At 68.6% G+C, this 23,745-nt stretch carries 20 protein-coding genes; 7 read left to right on the forward strand and 13 right to left on the reverse strand.

Annotation, left to right across the window (positions count from 1 at the left end; genetic code table 11):
• Positions 1-98: 98 nt before the first annotated feature.
• Positions 99-1,328 carry an acyltransferase family protein gene (locus AC07X5_RS03105; RefSeq protein WP_494769019.1) on the forward strand — a complete coding sequence of 410 codons (1,230 nt, stop codon included), beginning with the start codon at positions 99-101 and terminating at the stop codon, positions 1,326-1,328.
• A gap of 1 nt (position 1,329) precedes the next feature.
• Here AC07X5_RS03105 and AC07X5_RS03110 read toward each other — a convergent pair whose 3' ends face one another.
• Together AC07X5_RS03110 and lplT are read right to left on the reverse strand one after the other, a co-directional pair.
• Positions 1,330-1,815, reverse strand: a complete 486-nt coding sequence (locus AC07X5_RS03110) for a glutathione peroxidase (RefSeq protein WP_409957910.1) — start codon at positions 1,813-1,815, stop codon at positions 1,330-1,332.
• Positions 1,816-2,000: 185 nt separating this feature from the next.
• On the reverse strand, positions 2,001-3,305 hold the full coding sequence (gene lplT, locus AC07X5_RS03115; RefSeq protein ID WP_409957909.1) for a lysophospholipid transporter LplT: 1,305 nt from the start codon (positions 3,303-3,305) through the stop codon (positions 2,001-2,003).
• A 135-nt stretch (positions 3,306-3,440) separates the two neighbouring features.
• Between lplT and alr the strand changes: the two genes are divergently transcribed.
• The 3 genes from alr to AC07X5_RS03130 all read left to right on the forward strand — a co-directional run bounded on the left by alr (position 3,441) and on the right by AC07X5_RS03130 (position 7,085).
• Positions 3,441-4,547, forward strand: coding sequence for an alanine racemase (gene alr / locus AC07X5_RS03120; RefSeq protein WP_494769020.1), 1,107 nt, complete (start codon positions 3,441-3,443; stop codon positions 4,545-4,547).
• Positions 4,548-4,647: 100 nt separating this feature from the next.
• The gene (locus AC07X5_RS03125; RefSeq protein WP_494769021.1) at positions 4,648-5,508 is read left to right on the forward strand and encodes a hypothetical protein; all 861 of its coding nucleotides are present in this window, start codon (positions 4,648-4,650) and stop codon (positions 5,506-5,508) included.
• Positions 5,509-5,555: 47 nt separating this feature from the next.
• Positions 5,556-7,085 carry an FAD-dependent monooxygenase gene (locus AC07X5_RS03130; protein WP_494769022.1) on the forward strand — a complete coding sequence of 510 codons (1,530 nt, stop codon included), beginning with the start codon at positions 5,556-5,558 and terminating at the stop codon, positions 7,083-7,085.
• A gap of 87 nt (positions 7,086-7,172) precedes the next feature.
• Here AC07X5_RS03130 and AC07X5_RS03135 read toward each other — a convergent pair whose 3' ends face one another.
• The 7 genes from AC07X5_RS03135 to AC07X5_RS03165 form a co-directional block, all read right to left on the reverse strand.
• Complete coding sequence (locus AC07X5_RS03135; protein ID WP_494769023.1) at positions 7,173-12,734, reverse strand: beta strand repeat-containing protein; 5,562 nt, start codon at positions 12,732-12,734, stop codon at positions 7,173-7,175.
• Positions 12,735-12,803: 69 nt separating this feature from the next.
• Positions 12,804-13,310: a phage tail protein gene (locus AC07X5_RS03140; RefSeq protein WP_409954939.1), complete on the reverse strand. Its 507-nt coding sequence runs from the start codon at positions 13,308-13,310 to the stop codon at positions 12,804-12,806.
• Positions 13,311-13,343: 33 nt separating this feature from the next.
• Positions 13,344-13,862, reverse strand: coding sequence for a phage tail protein (locus tag AC07X5_RS03145; protein WP_494769024.1), 519 nt, complete (start codon positions 13,860-13,862; stop codon positions 13,344-13,346).
• Between the two features lie 13 nt (positions 13,863-13,875).
• Positions 13,876-14,349 carry a phage tail protein gene (locus AC07X5_RS03150; protein ID WP_494769451.1) on the reverse strand — a complete coding sequence of 158 codons (474 nt, stop codon included), beginning with the start codon at positions 14,347-14,349 and terminating at the stop codon, positions 13,876-13,878.
• A 60-nt stretch (positions 14,350-14,409) separates the two neighbouring features.
• On the reverse strand, positions 14,410-15,675 hold the full coding sequence (locus AC07X5_RS03155; RefSeq protein WP_494769025.1) for an ABC transporter substrate-binding protein: 1,266 nt from the start codon (positions 15,673-15,675) through the stop codon (positions 14,410-14,412).
• Positions 15,676-15,700: 25 nt separating this feature from the next.
• Positions 15,701-16,249, reverse strand: a complete 549-nt coding sequence (locus AC07X5_RS03160) for a GNAT family N-acetyltransferase (protein ID WP_494769026.1) — start codon at positions 16,247-16,249, stop codon at positions 15,701-15,703.
• Between the two features lie 190 nt (positions 16,250-16,439).
• Positions 16,440-16,817 carry a MarR family winged helix-turn-helix transcriptional regulator gene (locus AC07X5_RS03165; protein WP_494769027.1) on the reverse strand — a complete coding sequence of 126 codons (378 nt, stop codon included), beginning with the start codon at positions 16,815-16,817 and terminating at the stop codon, positions 16,440-16,442.
• 159 nt (positions 16,818-16,976) lie between these two features.
• Between AC07X5_RS03165 and AC07X5_RS03170 the strand changes: the two genes are divergently transcribed.
• A complete protein-coding gene (locus AC07X5_RS03170; protein ID WP_494769028.1) occupies positions 16,977-17,783 on the forward strand; it encodes a siderophore-interacting protein in 807 nt (268 codons plus the stop codon).
• Between the two features lie 5 nt (positions 17,784-17,788).
• Here AC07X5_RS03170 and AC07X5_RS03175 read toward each other — a convergent pair whose 3' ends face one another.
• Complete coding sequence (locus AC07X5_RS03175; RefSeq protein WP_494769029.1) at positions 17,789-18,697, reverse strand: LysR family transcriptional regulator ArgP; 909 nt, start codon at positions 18,695-18,697, stop codon at positions 17,789-17,791.
• A 69-nt stretch (positions 18,698-18,766) separates the two neighbouring features.
• On the opposite strand from AC07X5_RS03175, the gene AC07X5_RS03180 reads away from it, so the two are divergent.
• Positions 18,767-19,381 (forward strand): LysE/ArgO family amino acid transporter, encoded by a 615-nt coding sequence (locus AC07X5_RS03180; RefSeq protein ID WP_494769030.1) that lies wholly within the window; start codon positions 18,767-18,769, stop codon positions 19,379-19,381.
• A 121-nt stretch (positions 19,382-19,502) separates the two neighbouring features.
• Positions 19,503-21,083: an ABC transporter substrate-binding protein gene (locus AC07X5_RS03185; RefSeq protein ID WP_494769031.1), complete on the forward strand. Its 1,581-nt coding sequence runs from the start codon at positions 19,503-19,505 to the stop codon at positions 21,081-21,083.
• 76 nt (positions 21,084-21,159) lie between these two features.
• Here the strand turns inward: AC07X5_RS03185 and AC07X5_RS03190 are convergent, their stop codons facing one another.
• The 3 genes from AC07X5_RS03190 to AC07X5_RS03200 are packed head-to-tail and all read right to left on the reverse strand — an operon-like array spanning position 21,160 to position 23,628.
• Positions 21,160-21,768 (reverse strand): glutathione S-transferase family protein, encoded by a 609-nt coding sequence (locus tag AC07X5_RS03190; RefSeq protein WP_494769032.1) that lies wholly within the window; start codon positions 21,766-21,768, stop codon positions 21,160-21,162.
• Between the two features lie 26 nt (positions 21,769-21,794).
• Complete coding sequence (locus tag AC07X5_RS03195; RefSeq protein WP_494769033.1) at positions 21,795-22,772, reverse strand: 2-dehydropantoate 2-reductase; 978 nt, start codon at positions 22,770-22,772, stop codon at positions 21,795-21,797.
• A 25-nt stretch (positions 22,773-22,797) separates the two neighbouring features.
• The gene (locus tag AC07X5_RS03200) at positions 22,798-23,628 is read right to left on the reverse strand and encodes an aldolase/citrate lyase family protein (protein WP_494769034.1); all 831 of its coding nucleotides are present in this window, start codon (positions 23,626-23,628) and stop codon (positions 22,798-22,800) included.
• Between the last annotated feature and the right edge of the window lie 117 nt (positions 23,629-23,745).

Raw genomic sequence — 23,745 nt, forward strand, 5'->3', positions numbered from 1 at the left:
GCCCGGGCCCGTCCCTGCAGGCCACCGCTCGTCCCAAAAGGGGCGTTTCCGGTCCCGCGAAGGCGCACTGCGGCCCCGAGGCGGCCGAGCATGGGCCCATGACTGCTCCATCCCACCCCAATTCCCGGCGCCACGACATCGATGCCCTGCGCGCGCTGGCCTTCGCCCTGGTCATCGTCTACCACGTCGCCATGTACTACGTGGCCGACTGGCACTGGCACCTCAAGAGCCCGCATGCCGCCGAGTGGCTGCAGGCCCCTATGCGGGCCCTGAACCTGTGGCGCATGGACCTGGTGTTCCTGGTCTCGGGCCTGGCGTTCGGCCTGGTGCGCCGGGGGCAGACCGTGGCCGGGATCGTCCGGGTGCGCAGCTGGCGCCTGCTGCTGCCCCTGGCGTTCGGCATGGCCGTGGTGGTTCCATACCAGCCGTATGCCCAGGGCGTGGCCAACGGGCTCATCGCCCCGGGCCTGGGCGCCTTTCTGCTGCGCTACTACGGCGGCGGCCCCTGGCCGGCCGGGGCTTTCGATGGCTGGGAGGCCGGAGTCACCTGGAACCACCTGTGGTACCTGCCCTACCTGTGGGTGTACACCGTGGCGCTGGCCCTGCTGCTGCCCTGGCTGGAGTCGGCCTCCGGCCAGCGTCTGCGCCAGGCCTTCGCGGGCTTGCGCGGCCTGGCGCTGTGGGCCGTGCCGGTGCTGCCGCTGGTGCTGTACTCGGTGCTGCTGTGGCGGCATTTCCCGCCCACGCACGACCTCATCCACGACGCCTGGCTGCACGCGGTGTACTTCACGCTCTTCCTGTACGGCTACTGGATCGGGCTCGATGCCGGCCTGTGGGCCGAGCTGGTGCGCCTGCGCTGGCGCACCCTGGCCGGGGCGTTGCTGCTGCTGGTGCTGTTCACCGCGCTGCGCGGCCCGGCCGTGCAGCAGGGCGGCTGGCTGGCACGCACCGCCGTGCGCGTGCTGGCCGACCTGTACCTGTGGAGCATGCTGCTGGCCATCCTCGGGTGGGCCCACCACCGGCTCAACCGGCCCTGGCCCTGGCTGCGCTGGGCCCAGGAGGCGATCTACCCCTGGTATGTGCTGCACCAGACCGCGATCATCGTGCTGGTGGTGGCCCTGGCGCAGTGGCAGCTTGGCCCGGTGCTGGAGCCGCTGTTGCTGCTGGCCGGCACCGTGCTGGCTTGCTGGGCCGTGACGGCTGTGGTGCGTCGTTCGCGCTGGCTGCGCCCGCTGTTCGGCCTGCCACCGCAGGGCGTGCGCCCGGCCCGCGCGATGCCGGCCGCCGTTCCTGGCGCACCGTCGTCCCAGGGGCTGCAGGCTCCTTGAATCAGGCCAGCGCGGCCTCGATGTCGCCCGCGAGCTTCTTGGGCGCGTCCTGCGGGGCATAGCGGCGGATGACCTTGCCATCCTTGCCTACCAGGAACTTGGTGAAGTTCCACTTGATGGCCTTGCTGCCCAGAAGGCCCGGGGCCTCTGCACTGAGCCATTTGTACAGGGGCGATGCATTGGCCCCGTTGACGTCGATCTTGGCCATCATCGGAAAGCTCACGCCGTAGTTGAGCTGGCAGAAGCTGGCGATCTCGTCGTTGCTGCCCGGGTCCTGGCTGCCGAACTGGTTGCAGGGAAAGCCCAGCACCACCAGCCCCTGGTTGGCATACTCCTTGTGCAGCTCCTCCAGCCCCCCGAACTGCGGTGTGAACCCGCAGGCGCTGGCCGTGTTGACGATGAGCAGCACCTTGCCGCGGTACTGCGAAAGCGGCACGCTCTGCCCATTCATCTGCAGGGCTTCGAAATCGTAGATGGTCTCGGGCATCGGGGCTCCTCTGTGGATGAAGAAGCCATGGTAGCCGCTGCGCGGCTTGTCTGCCCGCCGGCTTCTGCCTTGGGCGAAATCTATGCAATGCGCGCGACCAAGGCCAGTGCCACCGTGCAAGGGCCGCCCCGCCGCACGGGTGGCGTCCCCCTCAGGGGGATGGCGCGCAGCGCCTCAGGGGGAGCCTAGTGATGTGCATCCTGCCGCGCAATGTGCAGCAGGTGCTCGACTTCCTCGCGGTGGTTCACGCAGTTGCGCTGGTGCCAGCGGCGGATGATCCACATGATGCCCGCGACCACCAGGCCAAAGATGGTGATGGCGCCGAACACCGACAGGCCGAACTTGAGCGACAGGCTGTAGAAGGCGCCCAGCGCCAGGATGCAGGCCTGCTCGTTGAAGTTCTGTACGGCAATGGAGCGGCCGGCGCCCATGAGGTTGTGGCCGCGGTGCTGCAGCAGCGCATTCATGGGCACGACCAGGTAGCCGCCCAGGCCGCCCAGCAGGATGAGGAAGGGAATGGCCAGCCAGATGTTCTTGATGAAGACCATCAGTATCAGCAGCAGCCCCATGGCGATGCCCAGCGGGATGACCCGCGTGGCCATATCGAGGCGCATGCGCATGGAGGCCACCACGGCGCCCACGGCGGTGCCGATGGCCACCACGCCCGTGAGGGCCGAGGCCTGCGTGGTGTTGTAGCCCAGTGCCACGCCGGCCCAGGCCAGCACGATGAACTTGAGGTTGCCGCCCGCGCCCCAGAACAGGGTGGTGGTGGCCAGCGAGATCTGGCCCAGCTTGTCGCGCCACAGGCGGTTGTTGCAGGCCCAGAAGTCGGGCAGCAGCGCCATGGTGTTGGCCAGGACGCTGCGCGAGGGGTCGGCGCGCATGGGGCGCATTTCCACGCCGGTGTGCGGGATGCGGGTGTTGAACCAGGCCGCCAGCATGTAGATGGCGATCAATCCGGCAATGGCGGCTTCGGCGGGCGTGTCCACGCCGGTGTCGATCATCGGGAAGTCGAAGCTCAGCATCATGCCCGAGATGCTGTGCCCGACGAGCTGGCCGCCGAGCAGCACGCCCAGGATGATGGAGGCGATGGTCAGCCCCTCGATCCAGCCATTGGCCTTGACCAGCTGGGACGCAGGCAGCAGCTCGGTGAGGATGCCGTACTTGGCCGGGGAGTAGGCGGCAGCGCCCAGGCCCACCACCGCATAGGCGATCAGCGGGTGCGAGCCGAACAGCATCATCAGGCAGCCCACCACCTTGATGGCATTGCTGACGAACATCACCTTGCCCTTGGGCAGGGCATCGGCAAAGGCGCCCACGAACGGTGCCAGCACCACGTAGAACAGCGCGAACATGGGCACCAGGGCGGCACGCTGCCACTCGGGAGCACCTTCCGAACGGAGGAGTTCGACAGCGGCCACGAACAGCGCATTGTCGGCCAGCGAGCTGAAAAACTGCGCCGACATGATGGTGTAGAAACCGCGCTTCATCGAATGGCTGGTGCTGCATCAGTTGGACTGATGCCCTGTTAAAAATGGGGGGCCTGGTGGCCGACGGATGGTTATATCACGTGGGTAAACGGTCCCGGTGCCAGAATCCAGGACATCCCACCCGGTCAAACCCCCATGCCACGCCCGATACACGCCACCATCCATACCGCCGCCCTGCACCACAACCTGGAGCGCGTGCGCCAGAGCGTGCCCGATGCCAAGGTCTGGGCCGTGGTCAAGGCCAATGCCTATGGCCATGGCATCGAGCGGGCGTACGAGGGGCTGCGCGGGGCCGACGGCTTTGCCCTGATCGACCTGGCCGAGGCAGAGCGCGTGCGCCAGCTGGGCTGGCGCGGCCCCATCCTGCTGCTCGAAGGCGTGTTCGAGGCGCGCGACCTGGAGCTGTGCTCGCGCCTGAACCTCTGGCATGCCGTGCACTGCGACGAGCAGATCGACATGCTGGCCGCGCACAAGACCCAGGTGCCGCACCGCGTCTTCCTGAAGATGAACTCGGGCATGAACCGCCTGGGCTTCACGCCCCAGCGCTACCGCGCGGCCTGGGCCCGGCTCAATGCCTTGCCGCAGGTGGATGAGATCTCGTTCATGACCCACTTCAGCGATGCCGATGGCCCGCGCGGCATCGCGCACCAGATGGCGGCCTTCAACGAGGCCACGGCCGATCTGCCGGGTGAGCGCACACTCTCCAACAGTGCCGCCACCTTGCGCCACAGCAGCGATGCGGCCGTGCGCGGCGACTGGGTGCGCGCGGGCATCGTGCTCTACGGCAATGCGCCCGACCATCCGGAAAATACCGCCAGCCACTGGGGGCTTGCGCCCACCATGACGCTGGCGACCAAACTGCTGGCCGTACAGCAGCTGCAGGCGGGCGATGCGGTGGGCTACGGCTCGAATTTCGTCGCCGACGGGCCGCTCACCATTGGCGTGGCGGCCTGTGGCTATGGCGATGGCTACCCGCGCCACTGCCCTACCGGCACACCGGTGCTGGTCAACGGCGTGCGCACGCGCCTCGTGGGCCGGGTGAGCATGGACATGGTCACCGTGGACCTCACGCCGCTGCTGCAGGCGGGGATGGAGGTGGGCTTCGGCAGCGAGGTGACCCTCTGGGGCCGTGCTAGCAATGGGGCCGTGCTGACCATCGACGAAGTGGCCGAGCCGGCGGGCACCGTGTCCTGGGAACTCATGTGCGCGCTGGCGCAGCGCGTGCCTGTGACTGTGGAGTAATGGGCATCTTGTCACGGTTCGCCCGACGGGCCTTGCCGTGAACCGGGCCTGATCGGGTACGCTGCGCGCCTGACCATCCGTCCTGACAGGAGTGCAGCCCATGGCCGACAAGCGCAGCGCCCGCAAAAAGAACTCGAACTGGCGCTCGGTGCGCATGCAGCCCCGCCACCACCTGGCGGACAGCCTGCAGCAGCGCTACAGCCTGCGCCTGCACGGTTTTCTGATCGGCGGCTTCGTGCTGATCCTGATGTGGTGCGCCTCCTATGTGCAGATGCGCATGGGCATGGAGACGCTGGCGTGGCGCTACCTCGTCACCCTGTCGGTCGGCTATGTTGGCTACCTGCTGGTGCTGCGGCTGTGGGCGGCGCGCCTGGTGAGCAGGGATGAGGATTCCGACAACGGTGCGGGCGATGCGGTGGAGGTCGCAGGCGATGTGGCGGACGTTGCGATCGATGCAGTCCCCTGGCGCGGCGGCAACGGCCCAAGCGTGCCCATGCCGCGCTCGGGCGGCACGGTCCACACCGGCGGCGGCTCGGGTGACTTCGGCTCTGCCTTGTCGGACGCCGGCTCCGGCCTGGGCGATCTGGCCAGCGGCGCGGCCGATGCCGTATCGGGCGCCGACGAAGGCGCCGTGGTCGTGATCCCCATCGTGGCCATCTTCCTCATCGGCTCGGCCATCGTCTTCGGTGCCGGCGCGCTGGCCATGCTGTTCTTCGGCTGGGACGTGCTGCTCACCGTGGCCGTGGAGCTGGCCTTCTCGGTGGTGACGGCGCGCGCCGCCATGGGGGTGGAGCGCGAAGGCTGGCTCAGCGCCGCCGTGCGACTGACCTGGAAACCCATGCTGGGCGCCGTGGTCTGCGCCGTCGCGCTGGGCGCCACCATCGACCACTTCTTGCCCCATGTGAATTCGCTGCCCGAAGCCGTGCGGGCGCTGCAATCGTCGGCATCGAAAGCGCGCTAAGCGCACTGCGCGGCAAGGCCGCGGCCCACCGGAAAGGACAGACCACCATGCCCCGTGAACCCGTTCTGATCGTGGGCGCCGGCCCCACCGGCCTGGTACTGGCCCTGTGGCTCACGCGCCAGGGCGTGCCTGTGCGCATCGTCGACAAGGCGTCTGGACCCGGCACGGCATCGCGCGCCATGGCCGTGCAGGCACGCACGCTGGAGCTGTACCGCCAGCTCGACCTGGCCGATGCGGTGGTGGCCAGCGGCCACACCATCCCGGCCATCAACCTCTGGACCACGGGCCGGCAGCGCGCCACGCTGTCCTTCGGCTCGGCCGGCCAGGACCTCACGCCCTATGCCTTTTTGCTGGTCTACCCCCAGGACCAGCACGAGCGGCTGCTGGTGGCGCGTCTGCAGGCCCTGGGGGTCGGGGTGGAGTGGCGCACCGATTGCCTGGGGTTCGAGGACCGGGGTGAGCGCATCGTTGCGCAACTGCGCCTGCCCGATGGCAGCGAGCAGGCCTGCGAGGCCGCCTACCTGGCGGGATGCGACGGCGCCCGTTCGGTGGTGCGCCACCAGATCGGCGCGGGCTTTCCGGGTGGCACCTACGACAAGATCTTCTATGTGGCCGACGTCGATGCCAGCGGGCCTGCAGCAGCCAACGGGCAGGCGCACATTGCGCTGGACCATGCGGATTTTGCGGCATGGCTCCCTTACAACGACCAGGGGCGCGGCCGGCTGATCGGGGTGGTGGGCGACGAGCGGGCGCAGCGGGCCGAATCCCTGGGCTTCGACGACGTGGGCCACAGTGCCATTGCCAGCGTCGGGCTGCAGGTGCGGCAGGTGCACTGGTTCTCGACCTACCGCGTGCACCACCGCGTCACGGACCACTACCGCCGGGGCCGCGCCTTCCTGGTGGGCGACGCCGCGCACGTGCACAGCCCGGCCGGCGGGCAGGGCATGAACACGGGCATCGGCGATGCCATCAACCTCGCGTGGAAGCTGGCCGCTGTGCTGCAGCATGGCGCTCCCGACGCACTGCTGGACAGCTACGAAGCCGAGCGGCGCGCCTTCGCCCTGAAGCTGGTGGAAACCACCGACCGGATGTTCAGCTTCGTCACGGCCGAAGGCCGCTTTGCCGATTTCATGCGCACGCGCATTGCCCCGCTGCTGGTGCCGCTGGCGTCTGGCGCGGATGCCGTGCGCGAGTACGCCTTCCGCATGGTCTCGCAGACGATGATCAGCTACCACGATGGCCCCCTGGGCGAAGGGCAGGCCGGTGAGGTGCGCGGCGGCGACCGTCTGCCCTGGGTGCGCACGACCGACAACCACGGTCCCCTGGCCGATATCGCCTGGCAGGTGCATGTCTATGGCGAGGCGCCAGACGGGCTCGCCGCCTGGTGCGCCTCGCAGGGCATCGCGCTGCACCAGGTTCCATTCGGCCCGGCGCACGGGGCAGCGGGCCTGGCGCGCGGCGCTGCCTACCTGCTGCGGCCCGACAGCTATGTGGCCTGTGCCGATCCGCAGGCGCGCAGCGAGGTGCTGCAAGCCTACCTGGAACGGCACCTGGCTCTGGGCTTGCGCCCCGGGTGAGGGCCCCTCGTGGCCCGTCGCCCATGAAAAAAGCGGGGTGCGCCACCGGGTGGCGCACCCCGCTTCTTGCGGGACCTGGGCGCTGCTTCAGCGCGCCGTCACGGCGAAGCCCTGGACCAGGCCGCCGGGGTAGCGCACAAAGAGTTTGCTGCCCTCGAACCACCAGTTGCCACCGGCAGGCCCGGTGCCCGCTGGCAACAGGGCCAGGTCGGGAACCAGCTGGAAGCGCTGGCCGCCCGCGATCAGCTCGGTCTGCTGGTCCAGGCCGGTGCGCAGGACGGTGCCCGCGCCCAGCAGCGACTGCAGCAGGCTGGTCAAGCCCTCGTAGTCGGCCACGTCGCCCAGCAGCGCCTGGCTCACGCCACCCGCATCCGTGAAGATCAGGCCGGTCGTGCTGCTGAAGACAAAGCCCGGGACACTGCCCGTGCGGCCCATCGGCAACCACTGCGCGCGCAGGTGGAAGACGGTGCTGCCCAAAGAGACGCGCAGGGCGCCATTGGGCTGCATCACCGTCGTCGCGCCCAGGGCCGTGAGGGCCTGGCCCATGGCGGGCAGGGACTGCAGGGTGGGCCCGAAGCGGGTTACCAGGCCTGCCGTGGTCACCTCGATGCTGCCATCGTCGGCCACGCTCACGCCATCGGCGCGGCCGGGCGCTACGCGCACCTCCAGCGGCACCACGGGGAAGTTGGTGCCACCCAGGTTCCAGGTGATGCTGCCGTCGGTGGACTGGGCACTGCTGGTGATGCCGACGGTGCGCAGGCCCGCGTTGACCAGGGTTTCCAGCGGCGTGCTGCCGCCGGTGCGCGTGGGCACGCCCGCCAGGCGCACGAAGCCCACGCTGGCGTTGATGCCGACCGGCAGGTCGGCGCGCTGCACCGGGTCGCCCAGGCCGTTGCCGGCCACGGTGCCCAGGCGCACGCTCTGCACCTTGCCGGTGCCATCGAGCCGTGCCATTTCGCCGCTGTACACGGTCACGGCGGCGGCTCCGTTGGCGGCCGGTGGCAGCGCCACCCGGCCCGTGCGCACGAACACGCTCCACGACTGCGGCGTGCCTGCGGCAGCGCGCGGGGTAGTGACGAGCGTGACCGACACCGCGCCATCGCCCAGGGCGGTCAGCGGCAGGTTGCCCGTGCTGGTGGACAGCAGGGCCACCACCGTGCCCTGGCTCACCGTGCCGCTGAGCGTCACCTGCGAATCGCCCGAGGTCGAGGGGTTGAGCACGAGGGCGACCTGCGGCTGTCCGTTGGCCCCCGTCAACGTGACCACGCTGAGCACCGTGGATGTGTCGGGCTGGGGCTGGATGCTGAAGGTCTGGCCGCCGATCACCAGGGTCACGGGCGCCGGCGCACCGCCATTGCCAGCGGGGGGCAGGGTGATGGTGGAGCCGCCCGATTGCGGGCTGAGCGTGATCGTGCTGCCCGGCGCTGCGGTGACCTGGACGCTGCCGCCCACGGTGACCGGGGTGGTTGGCGTCACCGTCACGCTGCCTTGCGTCACCACCGGGCCGGGGGTGGATGGACCACCGGAGCTGGGCACCTGGGCCGTGTAGGTCAGAACGGGGCTGCTGGCACTCTCATTGCCAGCGGCGTCCGTGGCCTTGAGCGTGAAGTTGTGCGCTGCGAAGGCCAGACCGGACACCGTGACCGAGAAGTTGCCACCCGTCGCCGTGCCGCTGCCCAGCAGGGTCGCGCCTTCGTACACATCCACCCGGCTTCCGGCCTCCGCGGTGCCAACGATGGCGAGCGAAGCGCCTTCTCCCGATGCGTTGTTGGCAGGGCTGGTCACCACCGGGGCTGGTGGGGCGCTGGTGTCGTAGGCCACGCCAGTCACCGATACGGGCACGGCAGCATTGCTGGCTGCGTCGATGGCATCGAAGGCAAAGGTGTACACCGCGCCGTCCTGCAAACCCAGCGGTGCGGTACAGCCGTTGGCATCGGCGGTCAGTGCCACCACATGGGCGCCTGCGCCGAGGGCCGTGCCCTGCAGGTTGCAGGTATGGGGCGATGCGCCATCGGCCGTGCCGCCGGTGCGGGTTGCCGTGATGCGGGCGCTGGCCACGGCCTTGCTGAGCGTGAAGCCCAGCGTGCCGCCGGCCCGGATGGCGCCGTTGCTGGCAGGGGTCGTTGCGCTGAACACAGGCGCCGTGGTGTCGCGTGCCAGATCCAGGGGCAGCACGGCGCTGATGTTGCCCGCTGCGTCGCGCAGGTCGATGTTGAAGACCTGGTGCTGGCCGTTGGCAATGCCGGCTGTGTTGAGCGTGATGCTGACCTTGCCGGTCCCGTCGATGGACAGGCCCGTGTCTGCGCCATTGACGAAGATCCGTGCGCCGACTTCGCCCCGGACTTCCACCTGCGTGGAGTTGCCGATGGCATACGCCGGGGTCGTCGTCAGCGTCGGGGCGACAGGCACACCGGTATCCACGGTGATGCTGGCGCTGGCCACTGCCGACACATTGCCCGCCTTGTCGCGCACGAAGCCATACAGCGTCTTGGGACCATCGCTGGTGAAGGCGAAGCCGGCAGGTTGTGCGCCCCAGGTGCAGTTGCCCACCGCATTGGTGTCCAGCAGGCAGTAGCCATCGGTGGCGATGCCCGAGCCGGTGTCGGTCCCGGTGAAGGCGGCGCCGATGGGCACATTGCGCACCGTGCTGTAAGAAGGCAGGCTCAGTTGGGCCTGGGGCAGCGTGGTGTCGTAGCTGATGCCGGTGGCCTGGGCGGTGGCGGCGCTGTTGCCGGCCACATCGGTGGCATCGAAGGCCAAGGTGTACACCGCGCCATCGACCAGGTTGAGTGCGGCCGCGCAGCCATTGGCGTCGGCGCCCAGGTTCACCTCGTGGGCGCCTGCGGCCAGAGCCGTGCCCTGCAGGGTGCAGGTGTGCGGCGAGGCCGCATCGGTCGTACCGCCGGTGCGCGTGGCCGTGATGCGGGCCGTGGCTGCGGCTTCGCTCAGTACGAAGCCCAGCTTGCTGTCGGCCTTGATCGCTCCATTGGTGGCCGGCGCGATGGCGCTGAACACCGGGGCTGTGCCATCGCGGGTGAGTTCCACGCTCAGGGCGGTACTGGTGTTGCCGGCGTCGTCGCGCAGCGTGATCTGGAAGGTCTGGCGCTGCCCCTCGGCCATGGCGCTGGTGTTCAGCGTGATGGTGGTCTTGCCGCCGGAACCCACGGTCAGACCCGTGTCTGCGCCATTGACGAAGATCCGTGCGCCGACTTCGCCCCGGACTTCCACCTGCGTGGAGTTGCCGATGGCATACGCCGGGGTCGTCGTCAGCGTCGGGGCGACAGGCACACCGGTATCCACGGTGATGCTGGCGCTGGCCACTGCCGACACATTGCCCGCCTTGTCGCGCACGAAGCCATACAGCGTCTTGGGACCATCGCTGGTGAAGGCGAAGCCGGCAGGTTGTGCGCCCCAGGTGCAGTTGCCCACCGCATTGGTGTCCAGCAGGCAGTAGCCATCGGTGGCGATGCCCGAGCCGGTGTCGGTCCCGGTGAAGGCGGCGCCGATGGGCACATTGCGCACCGTGCTGTAAGAGGGCAGGCCCAACTGCGCCGTGGGCGGCGTGGTGTCGTAGGTGATCGCGGTGACCTGGGCGGTGGCGGCCACGTTGCCGGCCGGGTCCGAGGCATCGAACGCGAACGTGTAGACCGCCCCGTCGACCAGGTTGAGCGCAGCAGCGCAACCGTTGGCATCGGCGGTCAGCGCCATCTGGCGTGCGCCGGCATTCAGTGCCGTGCCCTGCAGCGTGCAGGTGCGGGGCGAGCCCGCGTCGGCAGATCCCGACGTCCGTGTCGCCGTGATGCGGGCACTGGCCACCGCCTCGCTGAGCGCAAAGCCCAGCGTGCTGCCCAGCTTGAGTGCACCGCCGGAAGCCGGAGCGAGCGCGCTGAATGCCGGTGCCTGGGTATCGTAGGTGACGCCCGTAGTCGTGGTGGTGGCCGAGACATTGCCTGCGGCGTCCGTCGCGACAAAAGTCAGCGTATAGATGGCGCCTTCCACCAGCGCGGTATTGGCATTGCAGCCGTTCACGCCCGTGCCCAGGGCAATGCTGTGCGCGCCGGCAAGCAGGGCGCTGCCCTGCAGGGTGCAGGTATGCGTCGCAAGATCCGCGCTGCCCCCCGTCCGGGTGAAGGTGATGCTGGCGCTGGCGACGTTCTCGCTGAGCTGGTAGTCCAGCATGCCGCCGTTCTTCAGGTAGCCCGAATTGGCAGGCTGCAGACCGGACCAGGCGGGCAGGATGCTGTCGCGGTTGATGCTCAGGGTGCTGTTGGTCAGCACCGTGGCATCGGCCCGGGTCTGGATGGCAAAGCTCTTGTTGCCATCGGGCGCAGGCGTGTTCACGGTCGTGATCAGCGTGCCCTGGGCGTCGAGCGTGCCGACGTTGGCGCTGTCCACCCAGACTGTGGCATTGGCCGGGCCGGTCACCTTGACCTGGGTGGCATTCTGGTTGGTGTAGCCGTTCACCACCTGGGCCACGCCCGTCGAAAAGCCGCCTGCATGGTTGCTGTCGCCCGAATAGTCGGCGGAGATGGTGTGCACGCCCAGTGGCAGGCCTGCTGCGCTGCAGCTGGCGTCGCCTGGTCCCGTCAAGGACAGGGGGCCACAGCCGGCAATCGCTGCCAGCCCGGTGCGCAGGCCCACGGTGCCTGTGGCGGCATAGAAGGGGCCGCGCACTTCCACGGACAGCGGTGCGGATGCGCCCGCCATGATGGGGGTGGTGGGCTGCACCTTGACCATGGGATTGCCTTCCCACACCACGTTGCCATTGCCGCCTGCGTCGTTGCTGCCGCCATCGCTGTTACTGCCCAGCACCAGCGTTGCGCCGCTTTCATCCGCATTCATCAGCGCGCCGCCATAGGCGGTGACGCCGCCGTTGCTGGAGCCGGAGTTGCCGTTGAAGCTGGAGGAGGCGATGGTGATGGTGGCCGAAGGGTGGCTGATCCAGATGGCTCCGCCGCGCTCGGCCTTGTTCGTGCTGAATGTGCTGCCGTTGACCGTGAGCAGGCCGATGTTGCGGATCACCCCGCCTTCGCCGCGCGCTTCGTTGCCGTTGAACGTGCAGTTGCTGATGTCCAGCGTGCCGCGGTTTTCGATGGCGCCGCCGCTGGACTTTGCATAGTTGTTCGTGAAAGCGCAATTGCTCAGCGATACGCTGGCTCCGCTGGCGATGAACAGGGCGCCGCCGCTGCTCAGGCCGTCTCCCTGCACGGCATCGGGAGCGGCATTGCCATTGACCACGGTGAGGCCGGCCAACGTGAGGTTGATGCCGCTGCCCGTGGGGATGTCGAACACCCGGATGCCGGACTTGCTGGTGCTGCCCCCGGAAATGCTCGTGTTGGCCTTGCCCTGGCCCGTCAGCGTCACCGAGCGCTGGATGACCAGCGGCCCTTTGGCAGCGTTGAGAACGATGGCCTGCGCGCCCGTGAACCGGATTTCGTTGGTGCCCGGGCTCTCTGTGCAGCCGGCCGCGGGGGTGCCGGTGTTCGTGGTGGCAATGGCCTTGCGCAAGGTGCAGCCCACGTCATCGTCCAGGGCGCTGGTGACCGTCACCAGCCCCGCATGCGCCGGGCCGGCAGCGCACAGCGCGATCACCAGCATGGCCAGGCCGGGCAGTGGCGTCTGGCGCAGGGTTCTTGTCCATCGTTGCATGCAATCAACTCCTTCGTCGGCCTGGGGCCGGGCAGCGCCTTGGCGCCTGCCGTGTGGGTGGTGAGAGGGTCAGTTCGGCGAAGGGAAGATGCCCTGCAGCGCGATGATGAAGTTCAGCACCAGGTAGGGCGAGCGGTTCTCATGGGGCTGGGAGTTCCCTGTGGACGTGAGGGCGCCGGTGTTGCTGCCCAACACGTTGCCCTGGGCCCCGGTGTAGGGCACATCCACGTTCGAGGCGGCCAGGTAGCCATTGGCCGGCGAGGCCTGGGTGCCCACGGCGGTGGAGGCCTTGACGGTGTGGCTGTGCTCCGGCATTTCCTGCAGGCTCAGGGTATGGAAGTCCGTACCTGCGCGTTCCCCGAGCGTGTGCCCGTTGCCCTCCATCAGCGGGCGGCGCGCCCTCAGGTCGGGGAGGGCGAAGTTGACCCGCCCGTCCCCTCCATAGGTGGTGCCGAGCAAGGAGAACAGGCCCTGGTTCTGGTTGATGGGCAGGAGTTGCCCATTGCAGAAGGCCCAGCCCTTGGGCGGGAAATTGAAGCTGCAGATGCGGATCTCGCTCAGAAAGGGCTCAGCCATGGAATGCTCCAAAAGGGGTGCTGTAGGGGCGCGTCATGAGCGTGGCGGGAAAACGCCTTGCGTGGCGATGTAGAACCCGAGCGTGAGGTAGGGCGACATGTTGTTGTGGGGCGCGCCGCTGCCCGCGGTGGCCATGGCGGCGGCTGCCATTGTTGTGTCGGAGGTCGGTGCGTAGGCTGACGAGCGGATGCTCGACTGGGCCAGCAGCGGCCCGGTGGGTACGTCCGTGTCTCCGATGGCGGCCACGCCCGAGAGCGCGTGGGTGTGCGGTGGTATTTCCGTGCTGCGCAGGCTCACGGTTTCCGACCCGCCGCTCTGGCCGAGGTCGTAAAGACTCAGCCCGGGCCCCTGGCCCGGCCCCATGGGTGTTCGGCCCATGAGATCGGGCAAGCCAAAGGTGGATCTGCCGTCACCGCCATAGGTGGTACCCAGCAGGGAGAACAGCGCCGTGTTCTGCGAGATAGACAGCAGCCGCCCGTCGCAGGGCAGCCAGCCCTTGGGTGCGAAATTGAAGGGGAACATGCGGATTTCCGCCATAAACGGATTGGCCATGGCTTGTCCTTGCTCAGTTTTGTGACGGGAAAATCCCGTATAGCGAGATGATGAAGTTCACCACCAGATAGGGAGACATGTTGTCGTGGGGCTGTGCGCCCCCGACCTGCTCCACCGCATCCGCCTTGAGTTGCACCGTGGGCGTCCCGCTGCTGGCGTAGCGGAAGTCCCGCGCCGGCGTGATTCCGAGCTTGCCGCCCTGGGGCGAGGCCTGGGTGCCCACGCCATAGAACAGTGCATGGTTGTGCGCGGCCATCTGGTTGAACGTGAGGGTGACCGACTCCACCCCGCCCGTTTCGGCAAGGGTGTAGCCATTGCCGGCGTGCACGGGTGCCCGGCTTTGCAGATTGGGCAGGCCGAAGGTGCTTTCCCCATCGCCGCCATAGGTGGTGCCGATGAGCTGGAACAGGGTTTCGTTCTCGGAGATGGGCAGCAGCTGCCCTTGGCAGAGCATCCAGCCTGCCGGGGCGAAGTTCCCGGCAAACATGCGGATCTCGCCTACATAGGGTTGTGACATGTCAGTAGCTTTCTGGGATGTTCCGGGTTGTCACGTGGCGAGGTAGGTGCCCAGGGCCCGGCTGGTCAGGACATCGCACAGGCCCTGGCAGGCGGCAGCGGCTGCCGCCTGCAAGGCGATGGCGGCGGTGGCAGGGCCCTGGTGCAGGCCTTGCAGATGGATGGGCGCCACGGTTTCGCCCGTGGATGGATCGATGCGCACCTCTCCGCGCGGGGTCTGCAGCGCAGCCGAGGCCATGGCCTGGGCCAGCGCAAGGCCGCGTGCCTGCCCGCCACCCTGGGCGGCTGCAGCGTGCATGCGCTGCGCCATCTCGAAGCCCAGCAGGTGGAACGGTGTTGGCAAGGCGCTCGCACGGGCGGCCGGGGCGGGGTGGTTGCCGGCATGCGTGCGCGCAGCCCACACCTGGCCCGCCACCCGCGGGGAGCGGGCCAGGCCTTCACCCAGCATGCCCGCTGCCACCAGGGGCGGTTGCGAGGCCATCCCCGAGGCGGTCCAGAACTGGCGGAACGCCGCGGCATCTGCGCCCGATGCCAGCACATAGACGAAGTCCGGCCGCGTCTGGCGGATCTTCTGGGCCAGTGTGTCCAGGCGGCTGGTGCCGTTGGGGGCGGAGGTGAACACCATGTCCTGCACCCGTCCGCCCGCCGAAGCGAATCCGCGCTCGAAAGCGGGCAGGTGGTCGAAGGCGCTGTCGGCCGGAGCGGTGGCCACGATAGCCCGAGGACCCAGCGCCTTGGCGGCCCAGCGGCCGGTGGCCCAGGCCGTCTGCCAGTAAGCCAGGCTGTTGCGGACCACCCAGGCGGAGCGGGCCGTGGGAGCCAATGCATTGGCCCCGGCATCGCCCACCAGCAGCGGCACCCCGTGCTGCGCGAGCAGGGGCTCCCATTGCGCGGCGGTATTGGCACAGACGAAGCCGCCCAGCACGTCCACGCCCGTGCGGGCCAGGAGTTCGGCTGCCGCCTGCTCGGCCTGGCTCGGGCGGTTGCCATAGACCACGGGCAGGAACTGCAGGGCCGGGCCGGCGGCCTGCGCCACATAGGCCTGGGCACCTTCCATCAACTGTGCACCCATCAAGGGGTAGGCCGGGGCGTCGGGCAGCAGCATGCCCACACGCAGCGATGCCCGGCCCGAGGCAGAGGGCATGGTGCGCAGCGAGGCCGGCACCGCTGCCATCGCGGTGCCCATGCCGCCCAGTGCCAGGGCCGAAGCCGCGATCCCCGCCTGGGCCATGAAATGGCGCCGGTCTTCCGACTCGAGCGCCTGGCCGCCCGGGGGCGTGTTTTCCTGCAAGTCCATGGGGTTGTGTTCCTCGTTCAATCAGTCAGTCCACCGTCTTCGGGCTCTCATCGTTCTTGCCCGGCTTTCTGGAGATCCGGGGCTTGCCGTGCGGCCATTCCATGCGCTGCACCGCGCCATCGCTGGCCACGCAGGCAAAACCGCAGCGCTCGTACAGGCGCAGAGCCGGGCTGCCACTGCTGGCCTGCAGCCGCAGGCCGACGCCAGCGGCCCTGGCCTCCTGCTGAAGGCGGGCGATGGTTTCGGTGCCTATGCCTTTGCTGCGGGCCGCCGGCAGAAGCTCGATGCTCACGAGCACCCAGCGCTCCGGGTCGCGGCACACCGCCAGCATCCCCACCGGGGTGTTCTGCCACAGCAAGAGGGTGGTTTCCACCGGTGGCAGGTACTGCCCGTACCCGGCCGTGCGAAGGCGGTGCTGCATTTCGCAGAACGCTTCGATCTGTGCCTCGGGCCAGCCCATGGCCAGCAACTCGGGCTCGCGCACCGAGCGGTACACGGCACACAGGAACGCAGTGTCCTGCTCCGTCGCAGGACGCGACGTGAGGGCCTGCTGCTTCGCCGTCGACGCTCCCACTTGCAAACCCTTTCTTGCCGTCCGTTCGGACCGGACCGTGTCTGCGGCATGAAGCCGCGAGCCCTGGAAATTACACGCAAATTTTAACGATTGCACGTAAAGTTTTACGGTTTTGGGCGATATGTGGCGGCTATGCCGCACCTTGCCGGCGCGGACAGGCGGTGCATGGCACGCGTGGCGGGTGCTCTGCTCAGGCGCCTTGCCTGCATGCCGGCAGGGCGTCCAGCTCCCCGCGCAGCTGTTCCAGCAGCGCCAGCAGCTGCGCCTGGGTGCCCGCATCGCAGCCCGCCAGCAGCCGGGCCGACAGCGTCTGGCGCAGGCCACGCACCGTGTCCTGCAAGGCCTGGCCTTCCGCGCTCAGCGCCAGGATGCGGCTGCGCCCATCTTCTGGGTTGGGGTTGCTGGTGATCCAGCCGCGCTCGGCCAGCTGCGCCACCATGCGCGCCACCTGGGCCTTGTCGGCGCCGCTGTGGCGCACCAGGTCCTTTTGCGTAGCGCCCGGGTGGCGGCCGATGAAGCCCAGCGCACGCACCTCGTTCATCGTCAGGTCGGGGTGGATGGATGCCATGGCCCGCACCATGTGCGCGCGGTACACGTGCATCAGGTCGTGCATCGCTTCAAAGACATCTGCAGGGGGGCGGTTGCGGTGCATGGTAAAGCCAACCGGTTGACAAAGTCAACTTGTTGGCGGATGATTTGGTTGATTGAATCAACAACATTTTAAGTCATGAGCACTGAAACCCTTTCCTTCGCCGCACCTGCCGATGCCCTCGCCATCACCCGCGTGCGCCACACCCTGAAGGCGCGCCATGCGCAGGTGCTGCGCCGCACCGAGGTCAGCCCCGGCTTTGTGCGCCTCACCCTGGGCGGGCCGGACATGGCCGATTTTGTGAGTGCGGGTTTTGACGACCACTTCAAGCTCATCCTGCCGCATCCGGGCCAGGAGCGTGCGAGCCTTCCCTCCATGCAGGATGGCCGCCCGGTGATGCCCGAGCCGCGGCCCGTGCTGCGCGACTACACGCCGGCGCACTACAACGCGGCCAAGGGCGAACTGGACATCGAGGTGGCCCTGCACGATGCCGGCCCCGCCTCCGACTGGGCGGCCGCCGCCCAGGTGGGCCACTGGGTGGGTGTGGCCGGCCCGCGCGGCAGCATGGTGGTGCCCACCGCCTTCGCCTGGCATTGGCTGCTGGGCGATGAGACCGCCGTGCCCGCCATCGTGCGCCGCCTGGCCGAATTGCCGGCAGAAGCCGTCGCCACCGTGCGCATCCAGGTGCGCAACCCGGCCGACCAGCGTGCCCTGGTCACGGCGGCCCGGCTGGATCTGCAATGGGTGGCCTCGCTGCCCGACGCCGCCCAGGCGCTGGCGATCCCCGAGGGCGACGGCTATATCTGGGCGGCTGGCGAACACGCCGACATGGCAGCCCTGCGCAAGGTGGTGCTGGCCAAGCCAGGCGTGAACCCCAAGCGCATGCGCATCGCCGCGTACTGGAAGAAGGGTGTGGCCGACCACCACGAAGACCTGCCGGCCTGACCCTCCTACGGCAGCAATGCTGCTGACGCCGCTTGCTGCACCGCGTGCGTCATGCGCTGCAGCGCCTGCACGTTCAGGCGCCAGAACTGCCAGTGCAGCGCCACGTCCACCGGCTTGCCGGGCACCAGTTCCACCAGGCGGCCGGACTCGATGGCCTCGCGCGCCAGCTGGTCGGGGCTCATGCCCCAGCCCAGGCCGGCCAGGGTGGCGGCGACAAAGCCCTGGGACGAGGGCAGCCAGTGCACGGGCGGTGCCAGTGCGCGCCGCGCGATGCGGCGCATGAAGCGCTCCTGCAGCGCATCCTTGCGGTTGAAGACCAGCACGGGTGCCTGCGCCAGTGCCGCAGCCGTCACGCCGTGGGGGAAGTGGTGCTCCATGAACGCGGGGCTGGCCAGCGCGCGGTAGCGCATGGTGCCCAGGCGCACCACCTGGCAGCCCTGTACGGGCTGCGGGTCGGCGGTCACGGCAGCCATCACGCGGCCCTGGCGCAGCAGCTCGGACGAATGGTCCTGGTCCTCGACATGGATGTCGAAGGTGATGGGTGGAGCCGAGCCTTCGCCTGGCTCGGCGGCCTGGGCCATGGCGTCCACGAACCACGAGGCCAGTGAATCCGCATTCACCCCCAGCGCCAGCCGCACCGGTGCCAGACCGGCGCTGCTGCCCGCAATGCTGCGCAGGGCGTCGGCCTCGCTCAGTGCCATTTGCTGGGCGTGGCGCAGCAGGGCCTGGCCGGCCTCGGTGGGTGTGCAGGGCGCGGCGCGGCGGACCAGGATCTGGCCCACACGCTCTTCGAGCAGCTTGACGCGCTGCGACACGGCCGAGCGTGTGACGTGCAGGGCCAGGGCGGCACGCTCGAAGCTGCCTTCTTCCAGCACGGCGGCCAGGGCGGCCAGTTGCGCGGTGTCGAGGTGCATTCAGTTTTGCTTACGGGTGGCAAAAAAGTATAGCTTCTCTTTCCTTTGCAAGCTGGGCACCATCGGCCCATGAATCTTTCCTCGGCCTTTGCCAACGGCTTCTCTACGACCGCCATCCTCATCATCGCCATCGGTGCGCAGAACGCCTTCGTGCTGCGCCAGGGCCTCAGGCGCGAGCATGTGCTGCCCGTGGTGGCCGTGTGCGCGCTGTCCGATGCCATCCTGGTACAGGCCGGCGTGTGGGGGCTGGGCTCTGCCGTGCAGGCCCATCCGGCATTGCTGGTAGCAGCGCGCTGGCTGGGCGCTGCCTTTCTGCTGGCCTATGCGGCGCGCGCCCTGCTGCGGGCCTACCGACCCGCAGCGATGCAGGTCGGGTCCGAAGGCACGGCGCCGGCAGGCTGGCAGCCCGTGGTGCTGACCGCCATGGCCTTCACCTGGCTCAACCCCCATGTCTACCTGGACACGGTGCTTCTGCTGGGCGCCATCGCCAGCCCCTACCCGCCCTCGCTGCGCATGGGCTTTGCGCTGGGGGCCAGCCTGGCCAGTCTGGTGTGGTTCTCTGCGCTGGGCTGGGGCGCACGCTGGCTGGCGCCGCTGTTTGCATCGCCCCATGCCTGGCGTGTGCTCGATGCCGTGGTTGCGGCGATGATGGTCGCACTGGCCGTGGGGTTGTTGCTGCATTGAAACCCGGCAGGCGCCCTGGGGGTGCGGCGCATAAGGTTACAACGAGAAATTCGTTCGCCCCGGGGGCGGTGCGGTCCATAGTGCAGTGCACAAAGACTTTCTGCACAAGCACTTCTCCCTCATGCGATTCCAAACCCTCCTGCTGGCCGCCGCCCTTGCCGGTGCGCTGCCCCTGGCCAGCCATGCCAACACCTTCCGCTGGTCGCGCTCCACCGACCTGTCCTCGTGGGACATCCATGCCCAGAACGTGGGCGTTAACAACACCCTGCACGCCGCGGTGTACGACACGCTGGTCGAGTACAACAGCAAGACCTTCAAGCCCGAGCCCTCGCTGGCGACCGAGTGGAAGCGCGTGAGCCCCACCCAACTGCGCCTGACCCTGCGCAAGGGCGTCAAGTTCAGCGATGGCAGCGACTTCACCGCGGACGACGCCAAGTTCTCGCTCGAACGCGCCAAGGCCAAGACCTCCAATTTCGCGGTCTACACCCAGGGCATCGACCGCGTGGAAAAGGTCGATGCATACACCATCGACATCTTCTCCGAGGTGCCCAACCCCGTGCTCGTGAACCAGCTCACCGAGCTGCGCATCCTGAGCAAGGCCTGGGCCGAGAAGAACAATGCCGTGTCGCCCAAGGACATCAAGACCAAGGACGAGCCTTTCTCGCACCGCAACGCGCTGGGCACCGGCCCCTTCGTGCTCGATTCGTGGACGCCCGACCAGCGCCTGGTGCTCAAGGCCAACCCCACCTGGTGGGGCAAGGGCAAGTACGGCGGCAATGTGACGCAGATCGTCTATACCCCGATCAAGTCCGACGCCACGCGCACCGCCGCGCTGCTCTCGGGCGAACTCGACTTCGTGCTCGACCCCGGCCTGCAGGACTTGCCGCGCGTGCGCCAGACGCCCAACCTCAAGGTGCTCGATGGTGCCGAGAACCGCACCATCTTCCTGGGCCTGGACCAGTTCCGCGAAGAACTCCCCGGCTCCGACGTCAAGGGCAAGAACCCGCTCAAGGACGTGCGCGTGCGCAAGGCGCTCTACCAGGCCATCGACATCAGCGCCATCCAGCGTGTGGTGCTGCGCGGCCTGGCCCAGCCCACGGGCGCCATCATCGCGCGCCAGGTCAACGGCTGGACGCCCAAGGCCGACACGCGCTGGCCCTACGACCCCGCCGCCGCGCAGAAGCTGCTGGCCGAGGCAGGCTATCCGCAAGGCTTCGAGGTGGACTTCGCCTGCAGCGCGGGCCGCTACATCAACGATGAACAGCTGTGCCAGGCCATCACCGCCCAGTGGGCCAAGATCGGTGTGAAGGCCAAGCTGCGCTCGCTGCCGTTTGCCACCTATTTCCCGATGATCCAGCGCAACGAGGCCAGCATCTACCTGCTGGGCTGGGGCGTGCCGACCTTCGACGCCTACTACTCGCTGCAGTCGCTGATCCGCTCCAGTGGTGCCGGCGGTGATGGCAACTTCAACCTGGGCCGTTTCTCCAACCCGCAGCAGGACGCGCTGATCGAGCGCATCAAGAAGGAGACCGACACCGCCACGCGCAACGGCCTGATCGAAAAGGCCCTGATCGCCGACCACGAGTTGATCTCGCACATTCCGCTGTACAACCAGATCATCCCCTGGGCGGCCACGCAGAAGGTGGACATCGTGCACCGCGCGGACAACCGGGTCGACTGGCGCATCCTCAAGGTGAACTGAGCCCCCGGCGCCCTCTGCAAAAAAGCCCCCGCAGCCTGCACAGGCCGCGGGGGCTTTTTGCTGGAGACGGTGCGGCTCAGCCCAGCGCGCGCTGCACTGCCGGGCGGGTGCGCATGCGGGCCGTGTGGTCGGCCACTTTGGGAAAGGACGCGATGTCCACACCATCGGACTTGAGCCACGAGGCGATGGTGAACAGGTAGGCGTCGGCCACCGAATACGCCTCGCCCAGCACCCAGGGGCCTTGCAGGTAATGGTTTTCGATGAGCGTGAAGCTCTCGGTCATGGTCTGCGGCACCTTGCGCTGCATGTCGGCAATGGCCGCTGCATCGTCGGCCCAGCGCGCGGCACGGCGTCCGTGGGCGTGGTTCACGTGCACGGTGGAGGCCAGGTAGCTGTTGAACTCCTGCATGCGCGCCAGGGCGAAAGGATCATCCAGCGGGGCCAGCTTCGCAGCCGGAAAGCGCTGGGCGATGTAGAGCAGCAGTGCGGTCGTTTCGGACAGCACACCGTGCTCCGTCACCAGCGCGGGCACACGGCCCTTGGGGTTGATGGCCAGGTACTCGGGGCTGCGCTGCTGCTGGCTGGCGAAGTCCAGGGTCACGAGTTCATGGCCGGCGTCGGCTTCGTGCAATGCGATGTTCGCGGCCAGGGAGCAGGTGCCGGGGGCGGAGTAGAGCTTGAGCATGGTTGGGTAGTGAATGGAGTGAAAAGTCAGTACAGATTGCGGGTGCGGGCCATCAGGCGGGCCAGACCGAGCAGGGCGGCGGTGTGCGGGGTCGGTGTATCCGTGATCTGCCCGAGTTCGTACACGGCGCCCACCAGGGCATCGATCTCCACGGGCTTGCCGGCCTCCACGTCCTGCAGCATCGAGGTCTTGAAGGCGCCGAGCTTGCGCGTCACGGCGTGGCGGTCCTCGGGCTGCTGGTCGATCGGCAGGCCCAGCTTCGCGCCGATGGCCTTGGCCTCCAGCATCACGGCCGAGACAAAGCCGCGCACCAGTTCGTCGTCGAGGATGCGGTCGGTGGTGGCGCCCGTGAGCGCGCTGATCGGGTTCACCGTGAGGTTGCCCCAGAGCTTGAACCAGATGTCCTTCTGGATGTTCGTGGAGACCTCTACGTCGATGCCGCCGCGCTGCAGCGCATCGGCCAGCGCCTGCAGCCGCGGGCTGGCGCTGCCATCGGGTTCACCCACGATCAGGCGGTTGCCAAAATGCTGTTTCACAAAGCCCGGCGCCTCCAGCGAGCAACTGGTGTGCACCACGCTGCCCAGCACCTGGCCGGCGGGGATGGCGCGGGCGATCGCGCCGCCAGGGTCCACCGACTCCAGCGTGCGCCCCTGGGCGGCACCGCCGCAGCCGTCGAGAAACCACCAGGGCACACCGTTCATGGCGGTCAGCACCACCGTCTGGGGGCCGATCAGCGGCGCCAGGGCGCGTGCCACCTCGGGCAGGCCGGGCGCCTTCACCGCGATGACCACCAGGTCCTGCACGCCCAGGGCGGCCGGGCTGTCGCTGGCGCGTATCGGGGTTGCCGCCACGCTGCCATCGGGGCGGCGCAGGCGCAGGCCGTGCTCCTGCAGGGCTGCCAGCGTGGCGCCGCGCGCCACCAGGCTGACCTCGCTGCCTGCCTGCGCCAGGGCCAGACCGATCCAGCCGCCAATGGCGCCGGCACCGTAGATACATGCTTTCATCGTCGGGGTGCTTTCTTTGTCGTGATCAGTAGCCGTTTGGGCTGGTCGCGGCGGCTTCGTCCGTGCGAAAGCGCGCTACCAGTTGCCTGGCCGCAGCGGCCAGCAGCATGGTATCGACGCCCACGGCCACGAACAGCGCGCCCGCCGCCAGCCAGTGGCGGGCCTGGGCTTCGTTGGTGGCCAGGATGCCGGGCGCCTTGCCCGCGCGCAGGATGCGCGCGATGCCTTCGGTGATGGCGGCTTGCACGTCGGGGTGGCCGGGGTTGCCTGGGTGGCCCATCGATGCGGACAGGTCCGCCGGACCGATGAAGACACCGTCCACGCCGGGCACGGCGGCAATCGCGTCCAGATTCTCCATGGCCTGCACGGTCTCGGCCTGTACCAGCAGGCACACCTGGGCATTGGCTTCGTGCACATAGTTCGGGTAGGCCTGCCAGCGCGAGGAGCGCGCCAGGGCGCTGCCCATGCCGCGCACGCCCTCGGGGGCGTAGCGCGTGGCGCGCACCAGGTCGCGGGCCTGCCCGGCCGTGTCCACCATGGGCACCAGCAGGGTGGTGGCGCCGATGTCCAGGTACTGCTTGATCAGCGCGGTGTCGCCCACGGGCACGCGTGCAATCGCGTGGGGCGGCTGTGCACCGGCCGGCAGGGCGCTCGTGGCGCTGGCCACGGCCTGCAGCAGGTGCAGCTGCGAGCGCAGGTCATTGGGCGCGTGCTCGCCGTCGAGCAGCAGCCAGTCGTAGCCCGTGCCGGCCAGGATCTCCGTGCTGTAGGCATCGGCCAGGGCCAGCCACAGGCCGATCTGGGCACGGCCCTGGGCCATGGCCTGCTTGAAGGGGTTGGTAGGGGTCTGCTGCATGGGTGTGCGTGTCCGTCGAGATGCAAGGCCGCCATCGTACGGCCTGTGCGCCGGGGCTGCAGGCCCCTGTTGCGACCGCTATAGTCACCAGCCCGCCTCCCTTCCTGCTCACCACCC

It is taken from the genome of Acidovorax sp. GW458-11-26-14-TSB4, assembly GCF_059423865.1.

Bases quoted from the DNA above. Each gene is read 5' to 3' on its own strand.
- AC07X5_RS03185 (WP_494769031.1), top strand. From the start codon at position 19,503: ATGCGATTCCAAACCCTCCTGCTGGCCGCCGCCCTTGCCGGTGCGCTG.
- AC07X5_RS03180 (WP_494769030.1), top strand. From the start codon at position 18,767: ATGAATCTTTCCTCGGCCTTTGCCAACGGCTTCTCTACGACCGCCATC.
- AC07X5_RS03140 (WP_409954939.1), bottom strand. From the start codon at position 13,310: ATGGCTGAGCCCTTTCTGAGCGAGATCCGCATCTGCAGCTTCAATTTC.
- AC07X5_RS03125 (WP_494769021.1), top strand. From the start codon at position 4,648: ATGGCCGACAAGCGCAGCGCCCGCAAAAAGAACTCGAACTGGCGCTCG.
- AC07X5_RS03145 (WP_494769024.1), bottom strand. From the start codon at position 13,862: ATGGCCAATCCGTTTATGGCGGAAATCCGCATGTTCCCCTTCAATTTC.
- AC07X5_RS03195 (WP_494769033.1), bottom strand. From the start codon at position 22,772: ATGAAAGCATGTATCTACGGTGCCGGCGCCATTGGCGGCTGGATCGGT.
- AC07X5_RS03155 (WP_494769025.1), bottom strand. From the start codon at position 15,675: ATGGACTTGCAGGAAAACACGCCCCCGGGCGGCCAGGCGCTCGAGTCG.
- AC07X5_RS03130 (WP_494769022.1), top strand. From the start codon at position 5,556: ATGCCCCGTGAACCCGTTCTGATCGTGGGCGCCGGCCCCACCGGCCTG.
- AC07X5_RS03200 (WP_494769034.1), bottom strand. From the start codon at position 23,628: ATGCAGCAGACCCCTACCAACCCCTTCAAGCAGGCCATGGCCCAGGGC.
- AC07X5_RS03105 (WP_494769019.1), top strand. From the start codon at position 99: ATGACTGCTCCATCCCACCCCAATTCCCGGCGCCACGACATCGATGCC.
- AC07X5_RS03170 (WP_494769028.1), top strand. From the start codon at position 16,977: ATGAGCACTGAAACCCTTTCCTTCGCCGCACCTGCCGATGCCCTCGCC.
- AC07X5_RS03150 (WP_494769451.1), bottom strand. From the start codon at position 14,349: ATGTTTGCCGGGAACTTCGCCCCGGCAGGCTGGATGCTCTGCCAAGGG.
- AC07X5_RS03190 (WP_494769032.1), bottom strand. From the start codon at position 21,768: ATGCTCAAGCTCTACTCCGCCCCCGGCACCTGCTCCCTGGCCGCGAAC.
- alr (WP_494769020.1), top strand. From the start codon at position 3,441: ATGCCACGCCCGATACACGCCACCATCCATACCGCCGCCCTGCACCAC.
- AC07X5_RS03175 (WP_494769029.1), bottom strand. From the start codon at position 18,697: ATGCACCTCGACACCGCGCAACTGGCCGCCCTGGCCGCCGTGCTGGAA.
- AC07X5_RS03135 (WP_494769023.1), bottom strand. From the start codon at position 12,734: ATGCAACGATGGACAAGAACCCTGCGCCAGACGCCACTGCCCGGCCTG.
- AC07X5_RS03110 (WP_409957910.1), bottom strand. From the start codon at position 1,815: ATGCCCGAGACCATCTACGATTTCGAAGCCCTGCAGATGAATGGGCAG.
- lplT (WP_409957909.1), bottom strand. From the start codon at position 3,305: ATGAAGCGCGGTTTCTACACCATCATGTCGGCGCAGTTTTTCAGCTCG.
- AC07X5_RS03165 (WP_494769027.1), bottom strand. From the start codon at position 16,817: ATGGCATCCATCCACCCCGACCTGACGATGAACGAGGTGCGTGCGCTG.